The sequence below is a fragment of the Microvirga sp. M2 genome (genome assembly GCF_047497095.1).
GTDB lineage: Bacteria > Pseudomonadota > Alphaproteobacteria > Rhizobiales > Beijerinckiaceae > Microvirga.
This window is the reverse complement of sequence record NZ_CP134063.1, coordinates 1,767,748-1,788,021: the sequence shown is the minus strand read 5'-3', so window position 1 is coordinate 1,788,021 and position 20,274 is coordinate 1,767,748. Positions and strand designations below refer to the sequence as shown.

Below are 20,274 nucleotides of genomic sequence, written 5' to 3'. Positions count from 1 at the left end.
AGAGACATTACCATGTGCGCGTCCTCTACCAGCTCGTTCCCGGCTCCAGGCTCGAAGGCCGATCTCGAGGAGGGCGCCGCCCTCACGCCCCGCTTCAACGCGGACGGGCTCGTCACCTGCGTGACGACGGACGCGGAGACGGGAGAGCTGCTGATGGTCGCGCACATGAACGCGGAGGCGCTCGCCAGGACCCTCGAGACCGGCGAGGCCTGGTACTGGTCGCGCTCGCGCGGCGAGCTCTGGCACAAGGGCGCCACGAGCGGGCAGGTCCAGACCGTGGTCGAGATGCGGGTGGACTGCGACCAGGATGCCCTCTGGCTCAAGGTGAAGGTCGCGGGCGACGGCGGCTGCTGCCATACCGGCCGCCATTCCTGCTTCTACCGCAAGGTGGAAGCGGCGGACGGAAAACCCGTCCTGGTTCGGGCCTAGAGCCTTTTCCGCAAAAGTGGATGCCGGTTTTGCGAAGAAAAGGCTCTAGGGCCAATCCACATTCAGGATTCACACGAGCGAAGAAAGCTGACTCACTGGGTTGCAGGTGGTTTGATTCGGAGCCGGACGATGGGTGTGAAGCGATACGAACTGAGCGAAGCCCAGTGGCGGCGCATCGCCCCCCTGCTGCCGGGCAAGGTGGGCGACCCCGGCCGCAGCGGGGCGGATAACCGCCTGTTCGTCAACGGCGTCTTGTGGGTGCTGCGCTCTGGAGCATTCTGGCAGCATCTGCCCGAGCGCTACGGCAAATGGAAGAGCGTCCACGCCCGCTTTACCCGCTGGACCAAGGCCGGGGTCTGGGAGCAGGTGTTTGCCGAGCTGATCAAGGATCGCGACAATCACTATCTCATGCTCGACACCACCCTGGTGCGCGTCCATCAGCAGGCCGCCGCCGGAAAAGGGGGGCCGCCACTCAGGCGCTGGGGCGTTCCCGCGGGGGTCTGACCACCAAGATCCACATGATCTGTGACGGCCTCGGCCGACCGCTGCGCTTCCTGCTGAGCGCCGGCCAGCGCCACGACTGCCTCGGCGCCAAGGCGCTGCTCGACGGCTTCCAGGCCCGGTCCGTCCTGGCCGATCGGGCCTATGACACCAACGAGCTGCGCCAGACCATCGCGGCGATGGGCGCCGAGGCGGTCATTCCCTCAAGCCGATCGCGCAAGCAGCCGATTGCCCATGACGCCACCGCCTACAAACTGCGCAATCGGATCGAACGCTGCTTCAACAAGCTCAAGCACTGCCGACGCTTTGCAACCCGGTACGACCGGCGCGCCTGCCACTTCCTCGCCTTCATCCACCTCGCCGCCATCATGCTCTGGCTGTGCTGAATGTGGATTCGTCCTAGCGCCCTGCCATAAGCCAGTCCTGCAGGATCGAAGGCCTCGCCCACGGTTTTCGGCGGGTTTCAAATCACCCGACACCCGCTAAAAGCCCAAGGCATGACACGACGCGATCTCATCCCAGCCCGCGCAGCCGCCAGCGCTGCCTTCTTCGGCAACGGTTTCGGCATCGGCATCTGGGCGGCGCAGCTGCCCCGGTTCAAGGCGGCGCTCGGCCTTTCGGACGGACAGCTCAGCCTCGGCCTGCTCGCCTTCTCGATCGGGGCGGTCGCGCTCATGCCCATCATCGGCTGGGCCGTCACGATCGTCGGAAGCCGGACTGCGACCCTCGCGTCGGCCTTCGCGTTCACGCTCACCCTCCTGCTGATCGGACTGGCGCCCTCGCTTCCCCTCTTCATCGCCGCCGCTCTCCTGGCCGGAGGCTGCAACGGCACCATGGACATTTCCATGAACACCAACGCCACCGTGGTCGAAAAGGCCTGGGGATCGGCGATCATGTCCTCGTTCCATGCCTTTTTCAGCCTCGGCGGCTTGGCGGGAGCGGCCATTTCGGGGCTGCTGATCGCGCTCGGCCTCTCGATCTCCGGAACATTGCTCGTCGCCTGCCTCGGCATGGCGGCGCTCTTCGCCGCCGCGGCCTTCGGCATGATGAGCGAAGCGAAACCGGCGCATGGTGGCGAAGGCCACGGTTTTGCCTGGCCGCGGGGGCCCGTCGTCCTCGTCGCCGTGCTGGCCATGTTCTGCTTCGTCGTCGAGGGCGCGATGGTCGATTGGACCGCCATCTACCTTCAGACCGTCACGGGCGCGGACCTGCAGACCGCCGTGACGGGATTCGCGGCCTTTTCTCTCATGATGACCATTTGCCGCTTCCTCGGGGACGCCGTGGTGCGCGCCCTGGGCCGCACGCGAACGGTGCAGCTCGGCGGCCTGCTCGCCGCCGCCGGCCTGTCCCTCGCGATCCTGGCGCCGCAGCCGGTCCCGGCCACGGTCGGGTTCGCCCTGGTGGGCCTCGGCCTCGCCAATGTCGTGCCGGTGCTCTTCAGCACCGCCGCGCAGATGGAGGGAATCCCGCCGAGCGTGGGCGTGGCGATGGTCGCCACTCTCGGCTACGGCGGCTATCTCACGGGCCCGCCGCTCATCGGCTTCGGCGGCGACCTGTTCGGGCTGCGCGCCATGCTGGGCGTTCTGATCCTCTTTTCCATCACCATCATCATCTTGTCGCACCGTGCCCTGCGCCCGTCCGCTGTTCAGTTTTCGGCAACGCGACCTAGGTGAAACTTAAGGGCAGCATTCATGCGCTTTTCACGAGCTCGGCGCATGATCGGGCAAAGCGGCCTTGGAGTTGAGCGATGTTGTGGGATGGAATAGCCCGGCGCAACGCCGGAGGGGGCAGCGGAAGCGACATGGACGTCAGGCCGCCCGTGGAGCGTATGCCGCGCACGAAGGTCAGGATCGGCCTGGCTCTCGGGGGCGGCGCGGCCAGGGGCTGGTCCCATATCGGCGTGCTGCGGGCTCTCGACGAAGCCGGAATCGTTCCGGACGTGATCGCCGGATGCTCCATCGGGGCAGTCGTCGGCGGCTGCTACGCGGCCGGCAAGCTCGACGAACTCGAGGCCTTCGCCCTGTCTCTCACGAAGCGGCGCGTCATGGGGCTGCTCGATTTCCATTTCAGCGGAGCGGGCCTGATCGCGGGCGGGCGCCTGCAGCGCCTCCTGGACCAGGACCTCACCGACCGGCGCGTCGAGACGCTACCGATCCGATTCTGCACCATCGCCACCGAATTGACGAGCGGGCACGAGATCTGGCTGACCCGTGGTCCCCTCGTCCAGGCCATGCGCGCGTCCTACGCCCTCCCCGGCGTGTTCGACCCCGTCCTCGTGGGCGGCCGGTGGCTCATGGACGGAGCCCTGGTGAACCCGATCCCCATCACGGCGGCACGGGCCCTCGGGGCGGATCTCGTGATCTGCGTGAACCTCAACGGCGAAGTACGCGTCCGGGGAACGGTGATCCAGTCCTACGATGCGGAGACGAGCGACGAGAAGGAGATCGAGGAGGTCATCGAGGAGGCGCCGCGCAAATGGGCCCTCTTCTCGGGAACGCGCGCGGACAGGTCCCGAAAGCCCAACGCGCCGGGCATGGCGACCGTCATGGTCGATGCCTTCAACATCACGCAGGACCGCATCGCGCGCTCGCGCCTCGCGGGCGACCCGCCGGACGTCATGATCGCGCCGAAGCTCGCCAAGATGGGCCTGTTCGAGTTCCACCGCGCGCAGGAATGCATCGGTCTCGGACGGCAGGCCACCGAGCGCGCCCTGCCGGATATCCTGGAGCTCATCCAGGAGACGCAAGGCGCCTGATCAGGCGGTCGCGATGTATTCCTTGATCGCCTGACTTTCTGCCTCGACCTCCTCGACGTGCTGCTTCACCACGTCGCCGATGGAGATGATGCCGACAAGCTGCCCGCCCTCGACGACGGGCACGTGCCGGAATTTCTGCTGCGTCATCAGCTCCATCAGCTCGTTGACGGAGTTCAGGCACGTACAGGTGACGACCTCTCCGGTCATGAAGCGCGACACGGGTTCGTCGAGAGCCCGTGCACCGTGCGCTGCGACGGCCCGGACGATATCGCGCTCCGAGAGAATGCCGGAAACGGGCTTCCGGCCGTCCACCACCACGACAGCGCCGATCCTCCGCTCGGAGAGAAGCCGCGCCGCTTCGCCCAAGGAGCGGTCCGCTTCGATGGAGACGACATTGCGCCCTTTCAGCAAAAGGATCTGATCGACATTCATGCTTTTCCTCCCATTACGCGGAGGCAAGGGGCACCAGCCCTCGCGACCGCCAAGCTGACGGGAAAGCCTCCCAGGCGGGAGACGTGCCCCAACGTCAGCCAAAAGGATGATTGGGCGGAAAAGGGCGCTTTCAAGCCGAGAGGCGATTTCGGCGCGCCGGCAGCGGGTCGAGCCAGGGAAAAACGACGAGGCCCACCAGGAAGCCGCCCACATGCGCCTCCCAGGCAATGGTGCCCTCACCGATCCCGATCGGCTGCGCAAAGGCGAACAGGTAGTTGGTGGCGAACCACACGCCGAGAAAGATCAGGAACGACCGGTTGCGGATGAGGTCCCCCAGCCCCTGGCGGGGTCGCTCGTGCGGTTCGGAGAGCCGCCCCTCCCACAGCCAGGCCGCCGGCGCGAACATGAACCACGAAGCCGCCGCCATGAGGCCGGACACCGCCCCCGAGGCGCCGATCAGCGGAAAGACCTGCGTCGGGTTCATGGCCGCGTAGAGCACGGCCCCGCCGATCGCCGACAGCGCCGAGAGCAGGAAGAACCGGCCGGCTCCGCAGCGCCGGGCGATCGGCGTGCCGAAAGCCGCGAGCCAGATGCTGTTGATGAGCACATGGGCCCAGGACCCGTGCAGCAGCGTATAGGTCAGCGCCGTCCACGGACGTCCCTCGCCGTCGCCGAGGACATATTGGGCGTAAGCCGCGATCGGCCCCATGGCATCCGCCGGCGCGCCATCCTGCAGCATCCGGACGATCTCCCGGCCTTCCACCCCGCCATAGGCGACGGACCAGCGGGCGGGGATCACGGCCCAGTCGATCACCACCTGAAAATCGGTCTCCTCCGGGAGGAGGAACATGCGCAAGGCGTGGATCGCCACAAGAGCGAGAATGCTGGCGGTCACGACCGGCGGAAGGTTGAAAATCGGCTCGCGCGCACGGGGCTGAGGCAGGGGCATGGACAACTTTTTCTTGAGCTGGCAGCATGAAGGAATCGAGGCCGTCAGCAGCGGTGACGTTTCATTTACAGCATCGGACGTGACATCGAACCCTCATCCGATGCGGTCAGTCCATGGTCTTGAGCATCTTTTCACGCGAAACCGGTTCCCACGTTTCACGTTCGATGCTCTAAGCCTTCTATGTGGCCCGCGGCGCAAGCAAAACCAAGCGCTTAGCTCGACCTTACGCTTCTTCGAGGAAAATTTTCCTCATTCCGTCGGACCCTCCACTTTTTTGTTAACCATAAAGGAACCGTCTCGGGGCGCGACGCGTTAACTCACCTTTTACTTTCTGCTTGAGCCCAGAATCCAACCATGTCAGTTTGGTTAAAAGAACATTAACCGGCTGGTGGGGCATGCGGCAGGCTTCTTTCAAAAATGGCTTTTTCAACGGTCTGACCGGGACGTTTTCCTTCTCACGCACTTTCATCAAGACAGCCTTCGTCTCCGCCCTTCTGACCTTCGCAGGACAGGCGGCCCAGGCTCAGACCCTTGCGTCCCTTCCCACCTCGAGCAACCCGCTCGTGAGCATGGGCTCGGCAAAGCCCCTCCTGGCCTGGACGAAGTTCTGCGACAGCAATCCCACCGAGTGCGCCGTCGATGTGACGGAACCGGAAGTGATCGAGCTGACGCCGCAGATCTGGAAGACCATCGTTTCGGTCAACCAGCGCGTGAACTCCACGATCCAGGCCGTCACGGATGCGGATCACTGGGGCGTCGTGGACGTCTGGGATTTCGCCGAGGACGGCCGAGGCGACTGCGAGGATTTCCAGCTTCTGAAGCGCCGCATTCTGGCCGAGAGCGGCCTGCCCCGCCGCGCCATGCGCATGACCGTCGTGATCGACGAACTCGGCGAAGGCCATGCGGTGCTGCTGGTTCGCACCAACCGCGGCGATTACGTGCTCGACAACAAGACGTCGTCGGTCCTCCCATGGACCCGCACCGGCTACGTGTACATCAAGCGCGAGAGCCAATATCAGGTTGGCTGGGTCTCGCTGGGCGGGATCGCCACCTCGCCGACCACGACCGCGAACCGCTAAAACGAAACCGGCGCCCAGGGCGCCGGTCCGCATCGTCCGGATCGATCATGAGGCGGGTCAGTCGATCCGCCTCATTCCTTTTGAAAAGCGTTTCCAGTTCGCGACATAAATCTGCGCCGACCAGCGCAGCGTCTCGACCGAGGCCTCGTCGAGCACGCGGACCACCTGGGCCGGGGCGCCGACGATGAGGGAATTGTCCGGAAACGCCTTGCCTTCCGTCACGAGCGAATTGGCACCCACGAGGCAGTTCCTGCCGATCCGCGCATGGTTGAGCACCGTGGCCCCCATGCCGATCAGGGAATTCTCCCCGATGGTGCAGCCATGCAGGATCGCGCCGTGGCCGATGGTGCAGCCGGAACCGACGCTGAGCGGCGCCTCCATATCCGTATGGAGCACGGCCCTTTCCTGAATGTTGCTGCCTTCGCCGATATCGATCAATTCGTTGTCGCCGCGCAGAACGGCTCCGAACCAGATGCCCACATCGGACCCCAGCCGCACCTTGCCGATCACATGGGCGTCCGGGGCGACCCAGAACCTGCCTTCGTCGGGAAGGATGGGAGCAACATCGTCGAGGCTGTAGATGGGCATCGCTGGTTCCGGACATGAAAGCGGCAGAGCCTGTAAGAGCTCTGCCGTGAGGAGTACCCCTAGTCTTCGAGATCCGTATCGAGGATCGCCATCGTGAAGTTGAACGAGCGGTCCCCGTCCTCGTCGTCGACGAAGAGCACGCCGAGGAATTCCTCACCGATGTAAACTTCCGCCGAGTCGGCCTTCTTCGGGCGACCGACCACCCGGATCGAGTGGTTCGCAAAGGTCTGGCGCAGGTAGCGCTCGACTTTCGCCATCTCCGTTTTGTCCACTACAGGTCCTTTCTGAATATGTCCGGCCTCAGCCATTGCCACGCCGGGGCAACGCGAGCAAGCGGGGTTGGGTCCGCGCTCTCCCTTTTCTCCCCGTCAGATCCCGTCGGCTTCCGAGATCAGATGATCCATGGCCCGGGCGGGCTCGTCGCATCCGGCCGTCCCGACCACCTTGGCCGGAACGCCGGCGACGGTGGCGTTGTGCGGCACCGGCTTGAGCACCACGGAACCCGCGGCGATTCTCGCGCAATGGCCGACCTCGATATTGCCCAGGATCTTGGCGCCGGCTCCGATCAGCACGCCGTGCCGGATCTTCGGATGGCGGTCGCCGCGCTCCTTGCCGGTGCCCCCGAGGGTCACGTCCTGGAGCATCGAGACATTGTCCTCGATGACGGCGGTCGCACCGACCACGAGGCCGGTGGCGTGATCGAGGAAGATGCCGCGCCCGATCCGGGCCGCGGGATGGATGTCCGTCTGGAACGTGTCGGAGGACCGGCTCTGGAGATAGAGCGCCAGATCCTGCCGCCCCCGGTTCCAGAGCCAATGGGCGAGGCGATGCGTCTGAATGGCGTGGAAGCCCTTGAAATAGAGCACGGGCTCGATGGCCCGGGTCACGACGGGGTCGCGATCGAGCACGGCGCTGATGTCGGCGCGGAATCCCTGGCCGATGCCCTTGTCCTGTTCCACGGCCTCGAGGAACACCTGTTCGATGATGTCGGCCGGCAGCGCCGCATGGCCGAGGCGCGAGGCGACGCGATGGATCACCGCCGCTTCCAGGCTCGGCTGATGCAGGATGGCGCTCAGCACGAATCCTGCCAGGACGGGCTCGCTCTGGACGATGGCCTCGGCCTCCGAACGGAGGCGGCTCCAGATCGGATCGACCTTACCGGCGAGAAAATCCGGGCTCCCGGACTTCAGGCGGGTCTGTGTCATGATATTCTCCTGCCGGCTCGCCCTTTCAAAGGGCATACATAGGAAGTCCCCGCCCCTTACCATAGATCCCGGAACGTCATGAACGCCTCTTTTTCGCCTAGCAGATCCAAGCTCCATGCATCCGTCGTGGGTCCTGTCGCGACGCTCTCGATCGACAATCCGGCAAAGCACAACGCCCTCGATCTCGGCATGTGGCAGGCGCTGCCGGGCCTCATCGCGGAGCTGGAGCGGGACGAGCGCGTGCGCGCGATCATCCTGCGCGGAGGCGGAAAAGGCTCCTTTGCCTCGGGCGCCGATATCGCGGAATTCGAGACCGTGCGGGCGGATGCCGAAGGCGGGCGGCGCTATGAGGCCGTCAACGAGGCGGCCTTCTGGGCCGTGGCCCATTGCGCGAAGCCGGTGATCGCCATGATCCGGCGCTACTGCCTTGGAGGCGGGTTCGGGCTCGCGCTCTCCTGCGATCTGCGCATCGCCTCCGAGAACGCCTCTTTCGGCGTGCCCGCCGCACGGCTCGGAATCGGCTATCCTCCGGGGGCCGTGAGGCTGGTGACGGCCGCGGTCGGCGCACCGGCGGCCAAGGACCTGTTCTATACGGCGCGCCGCGTCGGAGCCGAAGAAGCCCAACGCCTCGGCATCGTCCAGAGAATCGTGCCCGACGGAGCGCTGGAGGAGACAGCGCTTGCGCTCGCGCACGACATTGCGGCGAATGCACCGTTGACGATCCGCGCCGCGAAGGCCGCCATCGACGCAGCCGTGGGCCTTGCGCATCCCGGCACCGACCCGGTCGGGCTCGCGGATCGCTGTTTCGACAGCGCGGACGCCGTGGAAGGGCGCAAAGCCTTTCTCGAGAAACGCAGACCCGTCTTCACGGGGCGGTGAGTTTCAGCGCCGGTAGACGAAGTAGCGGCCTTCCGCGATTCCGGTCCGGGACGAGATGTCCGTGCATGAGGGAAGGTCGAAGGCGCGGTCCGCAAGGAGCAGGCCGCCCGGCTGGAGAAGCGTTTCCAGGAGAGGCGACAGACGTTTCGCAAGGATTCTGTTGGCCTCTTCGTCGCCGGTTCCGACGTCGCTGTGAATCAGCGCGGCGGAGCCTGCCCCGAAACGCTCGGTGAACAGGGGCAAGGTCTCGAAAATGTCGCCGACGATCAGGTGACCGTCCGGAGGAATGCAATCGGGATGGGCGGCGGGCGAACGCTCGAACACGTAGATCTCGCGCCCGGGCAAACGGGTCCGCAGGTGATCGTAAGTGCGTCCATTGCCGAGACCGAGTTCGAGCACGAGCCCCTGCGCGGAAATTTCCCGTGCGGCCCAGTCCAGCAGATCGCGCTGTGCCGTCAGGCGCCTAATGACGCTGTCGAGTCTTGTCATCCATGTCTCCTGCCGGAGCGAACATGGAGGAAGCGGACGTGAAATCAACGAAACGGGCCGCCGATTCATGACGGCCCATTGGGCGCCGGAGGTTTGATTCCCGGTCCTCACGATCAGGACAGCACAGCACTCAGGGACGATTGGCGAGAAATTCCAGCACGCCCTGCTTGTGAACCTTGTCGCCGACCGCGAGGTTGTGGTCGCGCCCGGGGATGTCGAGGGCGATTGCGTTCGGCATCAGCTTCGCGAGTTCCGGCCCCGATCCCGCCACGTCGTCGCTGGTGCCGACCGCGACGAGCGTTGGCAACGAGATCGACGCCACCTCCTCTTTCGTCAGGGCCTGGCGCGACCCGCGAATGCAGGCGGCAAGCGCCTTCAGGTCGCTTCCGGTCTGTTCCGCGAAGGCGCGGAACATGCGCTGCATGGGGTCGGTCAACTCGTCGAGCGAGCGCACTTCCATGGCATCGGCGATGCCGAGCGGAAGACCGACGCCCTCGACGAGATGGATGCCGAGGCCGCCGAGAATCGCGGAGCGCATGCGCTCGGGAGACGCCAGCGCCATATGGGCCGTGATGCGCGCGCCCATGGAATAGCCCATCACGTCCGCGCGCTCGATGCCGAGATGATCGAGGAGACGGCATCCGTCCTCAGCCATGCGATAGGAGTGATAGCTTTCGGGATCGTAGAGCTTCTCGCTCTCGCCATGCCCGCGATTGTCGAGCGCGATCACGCGGTAGCCCTCGCGCGTCAGCGTCTTCACCCATAGGGTGTTGACCCAGTTCACGGCATGGTTCGATGCGAAGCCGTGAATGAGCAGGACCGGCTCGCCCTGCCCCTCATGAGGAGGAACATCGATATAGGCGATGCTCACGCCGGCGGAATTGAAATAGCGCATGGACAGACCGGAAAGCTGGTATCGGTTGCGGCGCAACCTAGCGCATCGTGCGCAAAAGTGGACCCGGTTTTTCGTCAGAACGATGCGCTCTTTCCAACAAGGGAGCACCCGCCCCCTCAAAGACGATCGCCGTGACATCCGGCGACGCCCGCCACCTTGGCCGCACCGTCCGGCATCCCGTCACGCCCGACCTCTCCGCCGCCGTGCCTGCGCCGTCAGTGACGACGGAACCCGGTCTCGAGCCTTCGGCTGCCCCGGGACGAGGCCGGGAAGCCCCGGGCGGCAGGCGGAACAAGGGTCATTTTTGCTCTAGGCGCATGGCCCTTCGGCCATTATGGTGCGCCAAAATTTCACCGCTTCAGGCAAGGGCAATGGCTGACAAAGGCACACCCCATTTTCACAACGACCCGGGCGTTCCCGTCATTCATGTGGGCTCCAAGGAGTTCATGTGCATCGGAGCCACGCCGCCCTTCGATCATCCCCATATCTTCATCGACATGGGCTACGATACCGAGACGATCTGCTCCTATTGCTCGACCCTGTTCAAGTACGACCCGTCCCTGAAGGCCGACGAGGCCCGCCCGGCCGAATGCGTCTGGGAGCCGGATTTCGCAACCGATCCGTCTTCGCGTTAAGGTGCCCCACCTCTCCATCGCCATCGTCGGCGCGGGAATCGGCGGACTGACGGCGGCCTTGAGCCTCGCCCGCCAGGGCCATTCGGTGACGCTGATCGAGCGCCGCACGGGATTCAGCGAGGTCGGCGCTGGGCTTCAGCTCTCGCCCAATGCCAGCCGGATCCTGATCAAGCTGGGGCTCGCCCCTGCCCTGCGCCGGGTCGCAACGGTGCCCGAGCGCGTGGTCGTGCGCGGCATTTCGTCCGGTCAGCGCATCGGAGAGGTCGCCCTCGGCGCCTATGTGCTGCAGCGCTACGGCGCTCCCTATTGGGTCATCCACCGGGCCGACCTGCAGACGATCCTGCTCGACGCCGTAAGGTCGGAATCCTCGATCCGCATCATGACCGGGCGGAAGGTCGAGGAGGTCCGGGACGGCCCTCAGGGCGTGGAACTCGCCTGGACCTCCTCCAGCGGGACGCGGGAGACGCTGACGGCGGATGCCGTGATCGGCGCGGATGGGATCTGGTCCAAGGTCCGGCAGGTCATCGGCGATACGGCCCTTCCGACATTCCACGGCTATGTAGCCTGGCGCGCGACCTTCGAGCGCAAGCTCGCTCCCCCGGAGCTGGCCCGCAACGAGACCGGCCTTTGGCTCGGCGCCAAGGGCCACGTCGTTCACTACCCGATCTTCAGCGGCAACCTGATCAACGTGGTCGCCATCGAGAGAGCCCGGGACCCTGTCGAGGGCTGGGCCGCCCCGGGGCGGCCGGACGAACTGCTCTCTCACTATACCAGGGCTACTCCCGCCCTGCGTGAGCTTCTGGGCAGACCTCGGGAATGGCTGCGCTGGTCCCTGTTCCGGCACCCCATCAAACGTCTGGCGCGGGGCCGCATGGCCCTGGTCGGCGACGCCGCTCACCCGGTTCTGCCGTTTCTGGCGCAGGGCGCGGCGCTCGCCATCGAGGACGCGGCGACGCTCGCCTCCGTCCTGGCCCGTCATCCTGGCGACATCCCTCAGGCCTTGTCGGCCTATGAGAGCCAGCGTCTCGAGCGGGTGACCCGTATTCAGGCCGAAGGCCGCCGGAACGGACGAATTTATCATTCGGGCGCCCTCGTGGCATTCGGCCGGGACAAGATCATGCAATTGATCGGACCCGAGAGCATGTCGAATCGCTACGACTGGATCTACGGCTTCCGCACACCCGAATGAGCGCCCGGGCCTGCCGCGGACTTGCGCTGTAGGCCCGACACCGATAACCCTCATCACAGCGCGGACGTGGCGAAACCGGTAGACGCAAGGGACTTAAAATCCCTCGGGCACTGCCCGTGCGGGTTCGACCCCCGCCGTCCGCACCACTCCAACTCCCAACTTGTTGCAGGCCGAGGATTTCCTTTTATCGCAAGGCTTTCCAACGGCTCCAGCCTACAAACAGAGCCGACAAATGGCTTTACTCGTGCCCAGATTGTTTCGGAGTCCAAAGAGCGGCGATTGAGCCCCTGGCACTTTTGTACGATCCCGGAGGACGCCGGGAAGTCACTGAAGAAGATCCGACGAATCCAGGGAAATCCCAAGCCCGTGGAACAGCCGGCCACCTTGGCGAATGGGTGCAGTCGTTGGGGGCCGACGACCCTGAGCTTCGCCCCAATCAAGCATGGCGTCACACCTTCATACGGGTCGCCAACAGGCGCAGCATTGGCGATAGGATGCTCGATGCCCTCACGGGCCCGCCAGCCGAGGGCGGCACTTGGTGCATCACCGGCCGAGTCCCGCTACGCTGAGTTCTAGACATTATTTCCTGTGACCAACCCGGCGCAGCATTACCAGAATCTTAAGCAGCCTCTTGCCGAGCCTATCTAAGTTAGTTTCCCTAAAAGAAGAACGGGGGCTCTAATGAAAACAAAAAATCTTATTGCGGCAGCGGCAATCGCGCCGCTTTTGTCGGCTTGCGTCAGCACAGAGACGGTTCGCTTCCAGGCCAGCGGCAATCAACAGGCGATGGTTCGCGATGGTCGTCAAGCGATCGTCTCAAAGCGCAAGAACTCTATCCTCCTGGTCAGTCCGGCCTCTCGCGAGTTTCAATCTGGGGCCCGGCCAGTGTTTGTCGTAGGTATCACCAATCTGACGAAGAGCCCGCTTGATTTTACGGTGAGCAACATCTCTGTTCACCAGAAGGCTGCGGACGGCAGGACTGTGGCTCTTCCTGTGAAGACCTACGAGAGTCTTGTAGCGGAAGAGCGTAGTAAGCAGGTCGCACAAGCAATCCTCGTCGGCCTTGCGGCTGGCGCCAACGCAGCCGCCGCATCTCAGGCGGGATATGGTACGGCTCGTGCCAATGTATATTCCACGACCTATACGCCGTACGGCTCCTATAACCGCGTCAGCACGGTCACGGCGTCATATTTTGACCCAACAGCCAATGCAATCGCCCAGGCGAACGCTGCCGCACAGAACGAAGCGATGATTTCCAGCACCGTTGAGCAAGGGCGTCGAAATCTCTCAACTCTCGAACAGTCGGTAATCAAGGACAACACGCTTCTTCCCGGTGAATGGTACGGCGGCCAATTGCACTTTGAGCCGCCTCAATCCGATGGGAACAATGCGCCGAAGTCGTACACCATCACCATTGTGGTTGGGGCTGATGTTCACGAAGTCGAAGTCCTGCAAGAGACCGCTAAGAGCTAACCCGTCATGCGTGCTCCCTGCGCCATGATCGCTTTTAGGGTTCTTGCCCATCTGATCTGAGCCCGTAAAACTGGATCGTTTTTGGTTGGAGTTTTCCGCGCTGGAGCATCGGACGTGACAAGCGGCATCCACTTTTCACGTCCGATGCTCCCTTCTTGGAATGAGCGCATCGTTCCAGCGAACAACCGGGTCCACCTTTTCGCACGATGCGCCAGCCGCCCGATTCCGGTTCGCCAGGCTCTCCCGACCTCCGGCGATTTGGGATGAGGAGCATCGGCGGCCGGACGGATTACATGCCGGGTCTCCGCACTTCCTTGAAAACGAGAGCGCGTTCCTGGGTCCGTTTCCGGTAATAGACCGTTTGGTCTAATTGCCCGACTCACGGGCCCTCCGTAAACAGATTCTATTCGTGAAGCTGTTGATTCTTGTAATCATATAGTAATCATTCATCGAGATCTGCCGTAATTTTCTCTATGCACGGCAATAGCCGCGATCAGCCCAAATCCTGATCGCGGCTATTCTTTTAATTACGATGTTTCTGAAAACGAATTAGAGCCGCGCTCGCTTATTTTTATCAAGATGCGAAGCGCGGCTCTTCTGACAAATACGCCCCTAACGGCAAGCTAAGCACTAGCTGATCCGACTTCGTGCGATCAACACTGAAAAAGCCCGAAGCACCACTTAAGGATATGCCCTTTGGAGGTACTGCTTATGAATGTGCAAAACAGGATGGCTTTTTTGAAAAGAATCAATACCTAGGAGGAACGATCCTTTATTTGCCCCTACGGATCGCAACTCGAGCGCCCCACCGGGCGCTCTTTTCTTGTCACCTCCGGTCGCCCTCCAGGACGCGCCGGGTGCCCTCGACAAGGCCCGCGGTGGAGACGGCTTCGTGACGAGTTCGACGCCGCCCGCGCACATCGGCGCCAGGCAAAAGCCCAGCAGGACAGCGAGGCAAGCCGAGGACGCAGCCGGCAGCTCAGCGGCTGCTCCAGGCTTTCAGGGCGAGAATCGATGTGAAGATCGGCCACCCGAAGGCCGCGATGATGATGTGATCGAACCCGACCGGCTCGTCACCGTCGATTGTGGTGCAGACGGCCAGAACCAGAATGACCCCGCACAGATAGACCCCTAAGACTTCACGCATTTCACACGGCCCCCGCCACTATCGGCAAAGTCGAGCTTGTGAACGAGAGACCACGCGAAACCAATGCGACCGGCGGTCGCCTTCCATCGCCGTTAGCGCATCGAACGCAAAAGCCGGAACAGGTTTCTCGCAAGACCGATACGCTCTTTCCAAGACGGGAACATCGGACGCGAGACGTGCACACCCGCTTCTCACGTCCGATACTTTAGGAGCTTTGTCCCTTCAGGCGACCAACTACCTCCGATTAGTCAAAAAGTTAATTTTCTCCAGAAACTTAACTGAAACCGAAAGCTTCGTGCCCCGTTCTTAGGCTCAGGACGGATCGATGGAGGAGGCATGAATGCCGAAGCGGTTCCACCAAGCCGATGGACCGCCCTTTCCCGCGAACAAGCACACGGCTTGGAGCATCGGCTCCAATCGTCTGACGGAGGCTGGCCAGAATGAATTGCTGAAGCACATCGGGCGCCGCCTCCAAGCCGATTACCAGGGCATCTTGAAAGAGCCCACTCCGGACAGCATTAGAGTTCTGCTGGAGAAACTAGAAGCTCGCATCCCTCCACCGGAGCCCGGACCGGACGACGAGGATTTGTGAGCGCCGTCTCCTGTCCTCAACACCTGTCCTCAACCTCCGCCCTCAACGGCGGACGCTGCGCGCGCGCTGGCCTGAGCGTTCAGCCGGTCGCCTGCGCTGCGGGGCTTCCTGCGAGGCGGAGCGTGGAATCAGATTGTAGAGTACGAAGCCCGCGAGAAGGCCGGCCCCCAGCACGACGAGGGGATGCGTTCGTGCGCTCTGCACGGCTCCGGAGGCGGCGCGTCCCATGTTCATGGCGGAATTCATGGCGGACATGGGCGAATAGGCGTTGATGAGGCGCTTGGCGCGACGAACGTTTTCCGGCCGGGTCCGAATCTCGAGATCGTAGCCGTCGTCGTCCTCGTGACGGTGAAGTTCGATGCTGTTGTGCGCGAACCCGCTGGAGACAAGGCGCTGGACCGCCTGATGGGCCTCCTTGCGGGACGGGAAGGTTCCAGTGGCAACATTCGTGTGCGGCATCGGTGAGTTCCTTTCTGCTGACGCCAATTCCCAGCAAGCGCCAAGGTTCCCTGAGCCGGGACCGCAGAAGGGGAAACGGACGGCACATCCGCGCCGATGCATCCGCGTCAATGATGACGATAGCCTTGCGCTGCGGCCCTCTCGGCCTCCATCAGCACTTCCAGGGCACGCCAGGGCTTGGGCATGAAACGCACATCCCGCGGCATGTCGCCGAGGCCATCCTCCGGAGAAAGACCCGATGTCAGGACAGTGCGGACCCAGGGCCACTTGATGCGCACGGTCCGAGCCAGATCGACCCCGGACATGAGGCATGGCAGTCGAACGTCCGCGAACAGGAATGCCACCTCCTCCGCGTGCCCGCGAAGGAAGTCCAGGGCCTCTTCGGCGCTGGATGTCTCCACGACCCGCAGGTCGGTCTCTTCCAGGAGAGCGGCCGCCAGGCCCCTGACCTCAAAGTCATCCTCGACGATCAGTGCAATGCGGCGTGCCTCAACATTCTGTCCCATGCGGTGTCTCCATCTACCCGCCTTCTCCTTCGGCAACCGCAGCAACTGGCATCTCATTTGCCCAAGTCGCGGACGATTGCGAAGCCTGACGACCACGAGGCCGCGCGACGCAAACGTCCGGCTACAGTTGATCGCCGCTTCACGGTCCTACGCACCATTCATGGAAGCAGCACACAAGACCCCAGGCGGGGCCGTCGATAGGATCCCCGCGCTGCAGGCCATTCATCACAGAACGGTGAGGAGAGTGAACCGTTTCAGCTTGGCCGTTGAGAAAAGTGCTCCCCATGCGTCTTTTATGCCTGGAGGAACCCGGCCGACCCATGTAGTTTTAGCTTAAGGGCCTGCTTCGCATACGGGATTCAGTGGTGTTCAAGGAGAGCCAGCTACATCAGGAATTCCTGGACCTGGAGCGGACCATGCGTCTCCTGGACTTGCAGTTGGCCGATGCCCTTCAGCGGATCCGCCATGGCTCGTCCGAAGACCTCATCGAGCAAGCCAAGCAGGACGAACGGATTCTTCTGAGAGAGCTTGACCGCCTGATGACTCGCATGCGCGCGATCGAGGGGCAGCTCCTGCAGATTCAGAAGACCGCGACACGGCATTGATGGCCTGAAATCACGGGAATCGGGTTCCGAGGTGCGAAAGCGCACCTCCCGTCCGCAAGAGCGGGCTCAAGGTACGAACGCTCTCCCGGAGAGTTGTTTGTGGAGATGAGCAATGGTGAACCAGCGCTCTCGTCTTTCGTGCCATACCGGAAATGTGGAGGACGAAGACCGGCAGCCGCAATTGCGGGTTCCGGTCATTCCAACTCTCGTCGGAGCGTTGGCGCTCGTGAACATCGTCGCCACCATTCTGGCCCTCATCGAGTGAGGAAGGAGAATTCCGCGCGATGCCCCCGTTCCAGGAAAGGCTGCAGGGCAACCCAGGGCTGCCCTTCCAGCAAATGAGCGGCGCCTCAGCGCATGATGCAGCCCCGAAGGGACCGCATCGATGAGAAGTGGATCCGGTTTTGCGCAAGAACGATGCGCTCTTTCCAAGAAGGGAGCATCGCATTGACCCCGAAAGCGGAACCCACTTGTCGCGTCCGGTTCTCTAGCGCAGCCCCAGGAAGGACAGAATCGCAAGGACGACCACGATAGCGCCGATCAGCCAAATGATGTTGTTCATGATGATGTTCTCCTGACGAAGCGTTGACGCTATGCCAACCGCCACGGTGGGCGTTCGTTCCCTCGCCGTGCGGGCGCTCGTGCGAGCGCCATGCCCCTTTCGGCGGAACGAAGCGGCTCATCACGCTTCGGATGGAACCTTCTTTTCCGGACGGGCTCGATGGGGTTCTGGCGCAGCCCTCCGGATCGCGCAGGGCGATGCTCCAGCCGTCAGGCGACACGTCGTGCGCATCCGAAAAGCGGGTCCGGTTCTTCGTAACGACGCATGACTGCATCGGGCGTGAGATCGAACCCATATCCGATGCAGTCGGTCCATGGTCTCGCGCATCTTTTCACGCAGAACCGGTGCCCACTTCCCGCGCTTGATGCTCTAGAGCCTTTTCCGCAAAAGTGGATGCCGGTTTTGCGAAGAAAAGGCGTCTTTCTCAAACGACAAGAGCCTTTTCCATGAACCGAAATTCATGGAAAAGGCTCTTGTCGCAATTCGATGCTTTAGTCGCAAACGGTCTCTTCCGAAGAGGAGGGTCTTCCGAACGCATCGGCCTGCCGGTGCATCACCGTACGGCAGCTCTCGGCCCCGATTCCTTGCTGCGTATCTCCATAGACGCGGCTCTCATAGACACGACCGGATTGGTAGCCCGGGCCGAACTGATAGGAACCGTAGGAGACATCGGCCGAGGTCGAACAGCCCGCGAGGGCCATGCCGATGACACTTCCAAGTGCCGCCACTCCAAGTGCCGCCACGATGAGGCGACCTTCCGAACGCCGGATCCTCCGCCACTGCATCAATTCCCTCCCGGTTGCCATGGGGTGCGGAACGCCTTCCGCACCTTGCGAGAGGGAATATAGGGGAACCCGCCCAAGCTGACGACCTTTCGGCATCACACGTCCCTGCTGCACGGTTTCCCTTTCCAGACAAACGAAAACCCCGGCTTTCGCCGGGGTTTCCTCTCAACAGATGGAATGCCGATCAGAAGTCGCGCTGCACGCGCAGCCGGCCTTCCCAAGCGTCGGTCGTACGCTCGCCGGGAGCGCGCGGGTTGACGTTGGCGTAAAGCACTTCGACGCCGAGGTCGAGGCCTGCAACCGGCGACCAGATCACGTTCGAGCCTGCGCGCCACTCGGTGAAGTCGCTGCCGGGAATGCCGGCGCCCAGCTCGACGCGAGCGTACGAACCGAACACGTTCTGGCGGATCTCGGGAGTCCAGTAGTGACGCAGACCGCCGGCGACCGACCATGCACGGGTCTTGTCGATATTTCCGTTGACGTCATAGCCGGCATCCGCGACGCCCTCGCCGTCGCCGTAGCCGACATAGCCGGGAGCGCCGTTCGCGTAGGTCGCGGCAATCCACAGCGCGTCGCCCGGAGCGAGCATGGGCAGTTCCAGATTGAGCTGACCGGTTACGGCGAAGCCGTACTCGGTATCGGGCGTGACGGCGGTGGGAACGCCGCCGACCGTCGCCAGGATCGGCATGCCGCGGAGCTGGTGAAGAGCGCCGGCCACGGTCGCCGAACCCCAGGTGCCGGTATAGGTCAGGTTTCCGACGACGTCGGGAGCGCGCTGACCGGCCACGAAGCCGGCGCCTTCACCGACGATGGTGCCGGCGAGCGGGAAGCGATCCGTGAAGCGGCCTTCTTCGAGCGACAGGGTGGCCGCGAAGCCGTTGCCGAACGTGAAGGTGTAGGCCAGCATGTTGACGTTCGGCTGATCCGACCAGCGGAGCGTGCCGAAGGCCTGGGAGTCGATGTCGCCATTGTCGAAGAAGGTCTGGGCGCGACCGGCGGTCAGGCCGCCGAACTGCACGAAGGCCTGGTCGACGTCGGGAGACGTGGTGACAACGCCGGGAACGCTGAAAGCGCCGGTGTTGCGGGTGATCTCGAAGCGGACGAACGTGCGCAGCAGGCCATAGGCGGTCGCCGTGCGGGTATCGAGCTGGATGCGGCCGCGGGCGCGGAAGCCGATCGCATCGTCGGCGCGGTCGCTCGGCTCGACATAGATGTAGTCGGCGCGGACGCGGCCGCCGATGCGGAGGCAGGTTTCCGTGCCCGGGATGTAGAAGAAGCCCGCGCCATAGGTGGAGCAGACGCGAACGTATTCGACAGGCGCGGCCTTCGCGACAGGAAGGTCAGCAGCCTGAGCCCCTGCAACTGCGGCGAAACCAGCAACCGATCCGAGGAGAAGGCTCTTTGCGAGCTTCATGGTTGATCTCCGAACTTCAAAACGTCTGAGTCCCAGGACCCATAAGCAATGGCGACAATACTCAGCTCGCGGCCTCAGGCAACAATCCGTCGCACCGGTTTTGCCTAGCAGATATACACGATGCACAATAATTGGGCACTTTTAGAGGTACCTCGAAGGTTTCTTGCCGAGTGTGTCATATTCTCCACATGTTGGGACACCCTTCGAACCGCCGCCGCCGCGGGGTGTGGGACCCCACCGTTCCGAACGACGCTGCGGAACCCGGCCAAGAGCATCGGACGCCGGAAGTGGACTTGCACTTCGGGACGGCATCCGGCGCTCTCTCCTCAAGGAGCGCACCGTTGCGAGCGGCCCCGGAGGGCCGCACGATGCTCTAATCGTCCCACCAGTCGCGCTGGGTCTTGCAGCGATACCCGATCGGGCATTGCGGCGTGTCCCGGGTCGGGACGAATGCGACTTCGAGCCACTCGTCGAACTGGCAGAAGCTCCGGTCGACGACGAAGCGGTCAAAGGTATAGGTGCCGGTGCTCAGCACGGCGGCGCCTCTCGAGCGGATGACCTGCTGGGCTTGGCCGCAGGTGAGATTGAGCGTCGAAAGGCGCTGCTGTGCCTGCACGCCCGAGGCCAAGGCGAAGAAGGCCAAAGCGAACGCGAGCCGTTTCATGATGCCATCCATCCGTATTGCGCTGCCCCTGGGCAGCCCTGG

General features: G+C 63.4%; 24 protein-coding genes, 1 tRNA gene and 1 pseudogene. 13 read left to right on the top strand and 13 right to left on the bottom strand.

Annotated elements, in window-relative coordinates; translation table 11 throughout:
• Positions 1 to 12 precede the first annotated feature (12 nt).
• From hisI to RE429_RS08425, 4 genes are all read left to right on the top strand, one after another.
• Positions 13 to 429: a phosphoribosyl-AMP cyclohydrolase gene (gene hisI, locus RE429_RS08440; protein ID WP_414473860.1), complete on the top strand. Its 417-nt coding sequence runs from the start codon at positions 13 to 15 to the stop codon at positions 427 to 429.
• Between the two features lie 129 nt (positions 430 to 558).
• Positions 559 to 1,316 (top strand): IS5 family transposase gene (locus tag RE429_RS08435; RefSeq protein WP_414471476.1). Its coding sequence is split into 2 segments (ribosomal slippage): positions 559 to 895 and positions 895 to 1,316, totalling 759 coding nucleotides; the frame shifts between segments, so codons are not numbered across the junction.
• A 111-nt stretch (positions 1,317 to 1,427) separates the two neighbouring features.
• Complete coding sequence (locus tag RE429_RS08430; RefSeq protein ID WP_414473859.1) at positions 1,428 to 2,603, top strand: MFS transporter; 1,176 nt, start codon at positions 1,428 to 1,430, stop codon at positions 2,601 to 2,603.
• 74 nt (positions 2,604 to 2,677) lie between these two features.
• Complete coding sequence (locus tag RE429_RS08425) at positions 2,678 to 3,685, top strand: patatin-like phospholipase family protein (protein ID WP_414473858.1); 1,008 nt, start codon at positions 2,678 to 2,680, stop codon at positions 3,683 to 3,685.
• Here the strand turns inward: RE429_RS08425 and RE429_RS08420 are convergent, their stop codons facing one another.
• Together RE429_RS08420 and RE429_RS08415 are read right to left on the bottom strand one after the other, a co-directional pair.
• A complete protein-coding gene (locus tag RE429_RS08420) occupies positions 3,686 to 4,117 on the bottom strand; it encodes a CBS domain-containing protein (RefSeq protein WP_414473857.1) in 432 nt (143 codons plus the stop codon). It lies immediately after the preceding gene.
• Between the two features lie 130 nt (positions 4,118 to 4,247).
• Positions 4,248 to 5,066 (bottom strand): rhomboid family intramembrane serine protease, encoded by an 819-nt coding sequence (locus RE429_RS08415; RefSeq protein ID WP_414473856.1) that lies wholly within the window; start codon positions 5,064 to 5,066, stop codon positions 4,248 to 4,250.
• 395 nt (positions 5,067 to 5,461) lie between these two features.
• Here RE429_RS08415 and RE429_RS08410 point away from each other — a divergent pair, with 395 nt between their 5' ends.
• Positions 5,462 to 6,145, top strand: coding sequence for a transglutaminase-like cysteine peptidase (locus RE429_RS08410; RefSeq protein ID WP_414473855.1), 684 nt, complete (start codon positions 5,462 to 5,464; stop codon positions 6,143 to 6,145).
• A gap of 237 nt (positions 6,146 to 6,382) precedes the next feature.
• Here RE429_RS08410 and RE429_RS08405 read toward each other — a convergent pair.
• From RE429_RS08405 to cysE, 3 genes and pseudogenes are all read right to left on the bottom strand, one after another.
• Positions 6,383 to 6,526, bottom strand: a pseudogene (locus tag RE429_RS08405) (DapH/DapD/GlmU-related protein); the annotation flags it as partial.
• A 266-nt stretch (positions 6,527 to 6,792) separates the two neighbouring features.
• Positions 6,793 to 7,005 carry a DUF3126 family protein gene (locus RE429_RS08400; protein WP_414473854.1) on the bottom strand — a complete coding sequence of 71 codons (213 nt, stop codon included), beginning with the start codon at positions 7,003 to 7,005 and terminating at the stop codon, positions 6,793 to 6,795.
• Positions 7,006 to 7,101: 96 nt separating this feature from the next.
• Positions 7,102 to 7,938 (bottom strand): serine O-acetyltransferase, encoded by an 837-nt coding sequence (cysE, locus tag RE429_RS08395; RefSeq protein ID WP_414473853.1) that lies wholly within the window; start codon positions 7,936 to 7,938, stop codon positions 7,102 to 7,104.
• A gap of 78 nt (positions 7,939 to 8,016) precedes the next feature.
• On the opposite strand from cysE, the gene RE429_RS08390 reads away from it, so the two are divergent.
• A complete protein-coding gene (locus RE429_RS08390) occupies positions 8,017 to 8,817 on the top strand; it encodes an enoyl-CoA hydratase (protein WP_414473852.1) in 801 nt (266 codons plus the stop codon).
• A gap of 3 nt (positions 8,818 to 8,820) precedes the next feature.
• Here the strand turns inward: RE429_RS08390 and RE429_RS08385 are convergent, their stop codons facing one another.
• Both RE429_RS08385 and RE429_RS08380 read right to left on the bottom strand, forming a co-directional pair.
• Complete coding sequence (locus RE429_RS08385) at positions 8,821 to 9,306, bottom strand: class I SAM-dependent methyltransferase (protein WP_414473851.1); 486 nt, start codon at positions 9,304 to 9,306, stop codon at positions 8,821 to 8,823.
• Positions 9,307 to 9,436: 130 nt separating this feature from the next.
• Positions 9,437 to 10,201: an alpha/beta fold hydrolase gene (locus tag RE429_RS08380; protein WP_414474153.1), complete on the bottom strand. Its 765-nt coding sequence runs from the start codon at positions 10,199 to 10,201 to the stop codon at positions 9,437 to 9,439.
• Between the two features lie 371 nt (positions 10,202 to 10,572).
• Between RE429_RS08380 and RE429_RS08375 the strand changes: the two genes are divergently transcribed.
• The 4 genes from RE429_RS08375 to RE429_RS08360 all read left to right on the top strand — a co-directional run bounded on the left by RE429_RS08375 (position 10,573) and on the right by RE429_RS08360 (position 13,498).
• A complete protein-coding gene (locus tag RE429_RS08375; RefSeq protein ID WP_370438099.1) occupies positions 10,573 to 10,836 on the top strand; it encodes a zinc-finger domain-containing protein in 264 nt (87 codons plus the stop codon).
• A 1-nt stretch (position 10,837) separates the two neighbouring features.
• Positions 10,838 to 12,025 carry an FAD-dependent oxidoreductase gene (locus tag RE429_RS08370; RefSeq protein WP_414473850.1) on the top strand — a complete coding sequence of 396 codons (1,188 nt, stop codon included), beginning with the start codon at positions 10,838 to 10,840 and terminating at the stop codon, positions 12,023 to 12,025.
• A gap of 60 nt (positions 12,026 to 12,085) precedes the next feature.
• Positions 12,086 to 12,171, top strand: a tRNA-Leu gene (locus tag RE429_RS08365).
• Positions 12,172 to 12,706: 535 nt separating this feature from the next.
• Positions 12,707 to 13,498, top strand: coding sequence for a hypothetical protein (locus tag RE429_RS08360; protein ID WP_414473849.1), 792 nt, complete (start codon positions 12,707 to 12,709; stop codon positions 13,496 to 13,498).
• A 979-nt stretch (positions 13,499 to 14,477) separates the two neighbouring features.
• Here the strand turns inward: RE429_RS08360 and RE429_RS08355 are convergent.
• Positions 14,478 to 14,645 carry a hypothetical protein gene (locus RE429_RS08355; protein ID WP_414473848.1) on the bottom strand — a complete coding sequence of 56 codons (168 nt, stop codon included), beginning with the start codon at positions 14,643 to 14,645 and terminating at the stop codon, positions 14,478 to 14,480.
• Between the two features lie 340 nt (positions 14,646 to 14,985).
• Between RE429_RS08355 and RE429_RS08350 the strand changes: the two genes are divergently transcribed.
• Positions 14,986 to 15,237 carry a NepR family anti-sigma factor gene (locus tag RE429_RS08350; RefSeq protein ID WP_414473847.1) on the top strand — a complete coding sequence of 84 codons (252 nt, stop codon included), beginning with the start codon at positions 14,986 to 14,988 and terminating at the stop codon, positions 15,235 to 15,237.
• 42 nt (positions 15,238 to 15,279) lie between these two features.
• Here RE429_RS08350 and RE429_RS08345 read toward each other — a convergent pair whose 3' ends face one another.
• Both RE429_RS08345 and RE429_RS08340 read right to left on the bottom strand, forming a co-directional pair.
• A complete protein-coding gene (locus RE429_RS08345) occupies positions 15,280 to 15,696 on the bottom strand; it encodes a hypothetical protein (protein ID WP_414473846.1) in 417 nt (138 codons plus the stop codon).
• Positions 15,697 to 15,803: 107 nt separating this feature from the next.
• Complete coding sequence (locus tag RE429_RS08340) at positions 15,804 to 16,202, bottom strand: response regulator (RefSeq protein WP_370438105.1); 399 nt, start codon at positions 16,200 to 16,202, stop codon at positions 15,804 to 15,806.
• Positions 16,203 to 16,618: 416 nt separating this feature from the next.
• On the opposite strand from RE429_RS08340, the gene RE429_RS08335 reads away from it, so the two are divergent.
• Positions 16,619 to 16,807: a hypothetical protein gene (locus RE429_RS08335; protein ID WP_414473845.1), complete on the top strand. Its 189-nt coding sequence runs from the start codon at positions 16,619 to 16,621 to the stop codon at positions 16,805 to 16,807.
• Between the two features lie 112 nt (positions 16,808 to 16,919).
• On the top strand, positions 16,920 to 17,072 hold the full coding sequence (locus RE429_RS08330) for a hypothetical protein (protein ID WP_414473844.1): 153 nt from the start codon (positions 16,920 to 16,922) through the stop codon (positions 17,070 to 17,072).
• Between the two features lie 788 nt (positions 17,073 to 17,860).
• Here the strand turns inward: RE429_RS08330 and RE429_RS08325 are convergent.
• The 3 genes from RE429_RS08325 to RE429_RS08315 all read right to left on the bottom strand — a co-directional run bounded on the left by RE429_RS08325 (position 17,861) and on the right by RE429_RS08315 (position 20,232).
• A complete protein-coding gene (locus tag RE429_RS08325) occupies positions 17,861 to 18,154 on the bottom strand; it encodes a hypothetical protein (protein ID WP_414473843.1) in 294 nt (97 codons plus the stop codon).
• 184 nt (positions 18,155 to 18,338) lie between these two features.
• A complete protein-coding gene (locus RE429_RS08320; RefSeq protein ID WP_414473842.1) occupies positions 18,339 to 19,568 on the bottom strand; it encodes a porin in 1,230 nt (409 codons plus the stop codon).
• Positions 19,569 to 19,941: 373 nt separating this feature from the next.
• The gene (locus RE429_RS08315; RefSeq protein ID WP_414473841.1) at positions 19,942 to 20,232 is read right to left on the bottom strand and encodes a hypothetical protein; all 291 of its coding nucleotides are present in this window, start codon (positions 20,230 to 20,232) and stop codon (positions 19,942 to 19,944) included.
• Positions 20,233 to 20,274 lie beyond the last annotated feature (42 nt).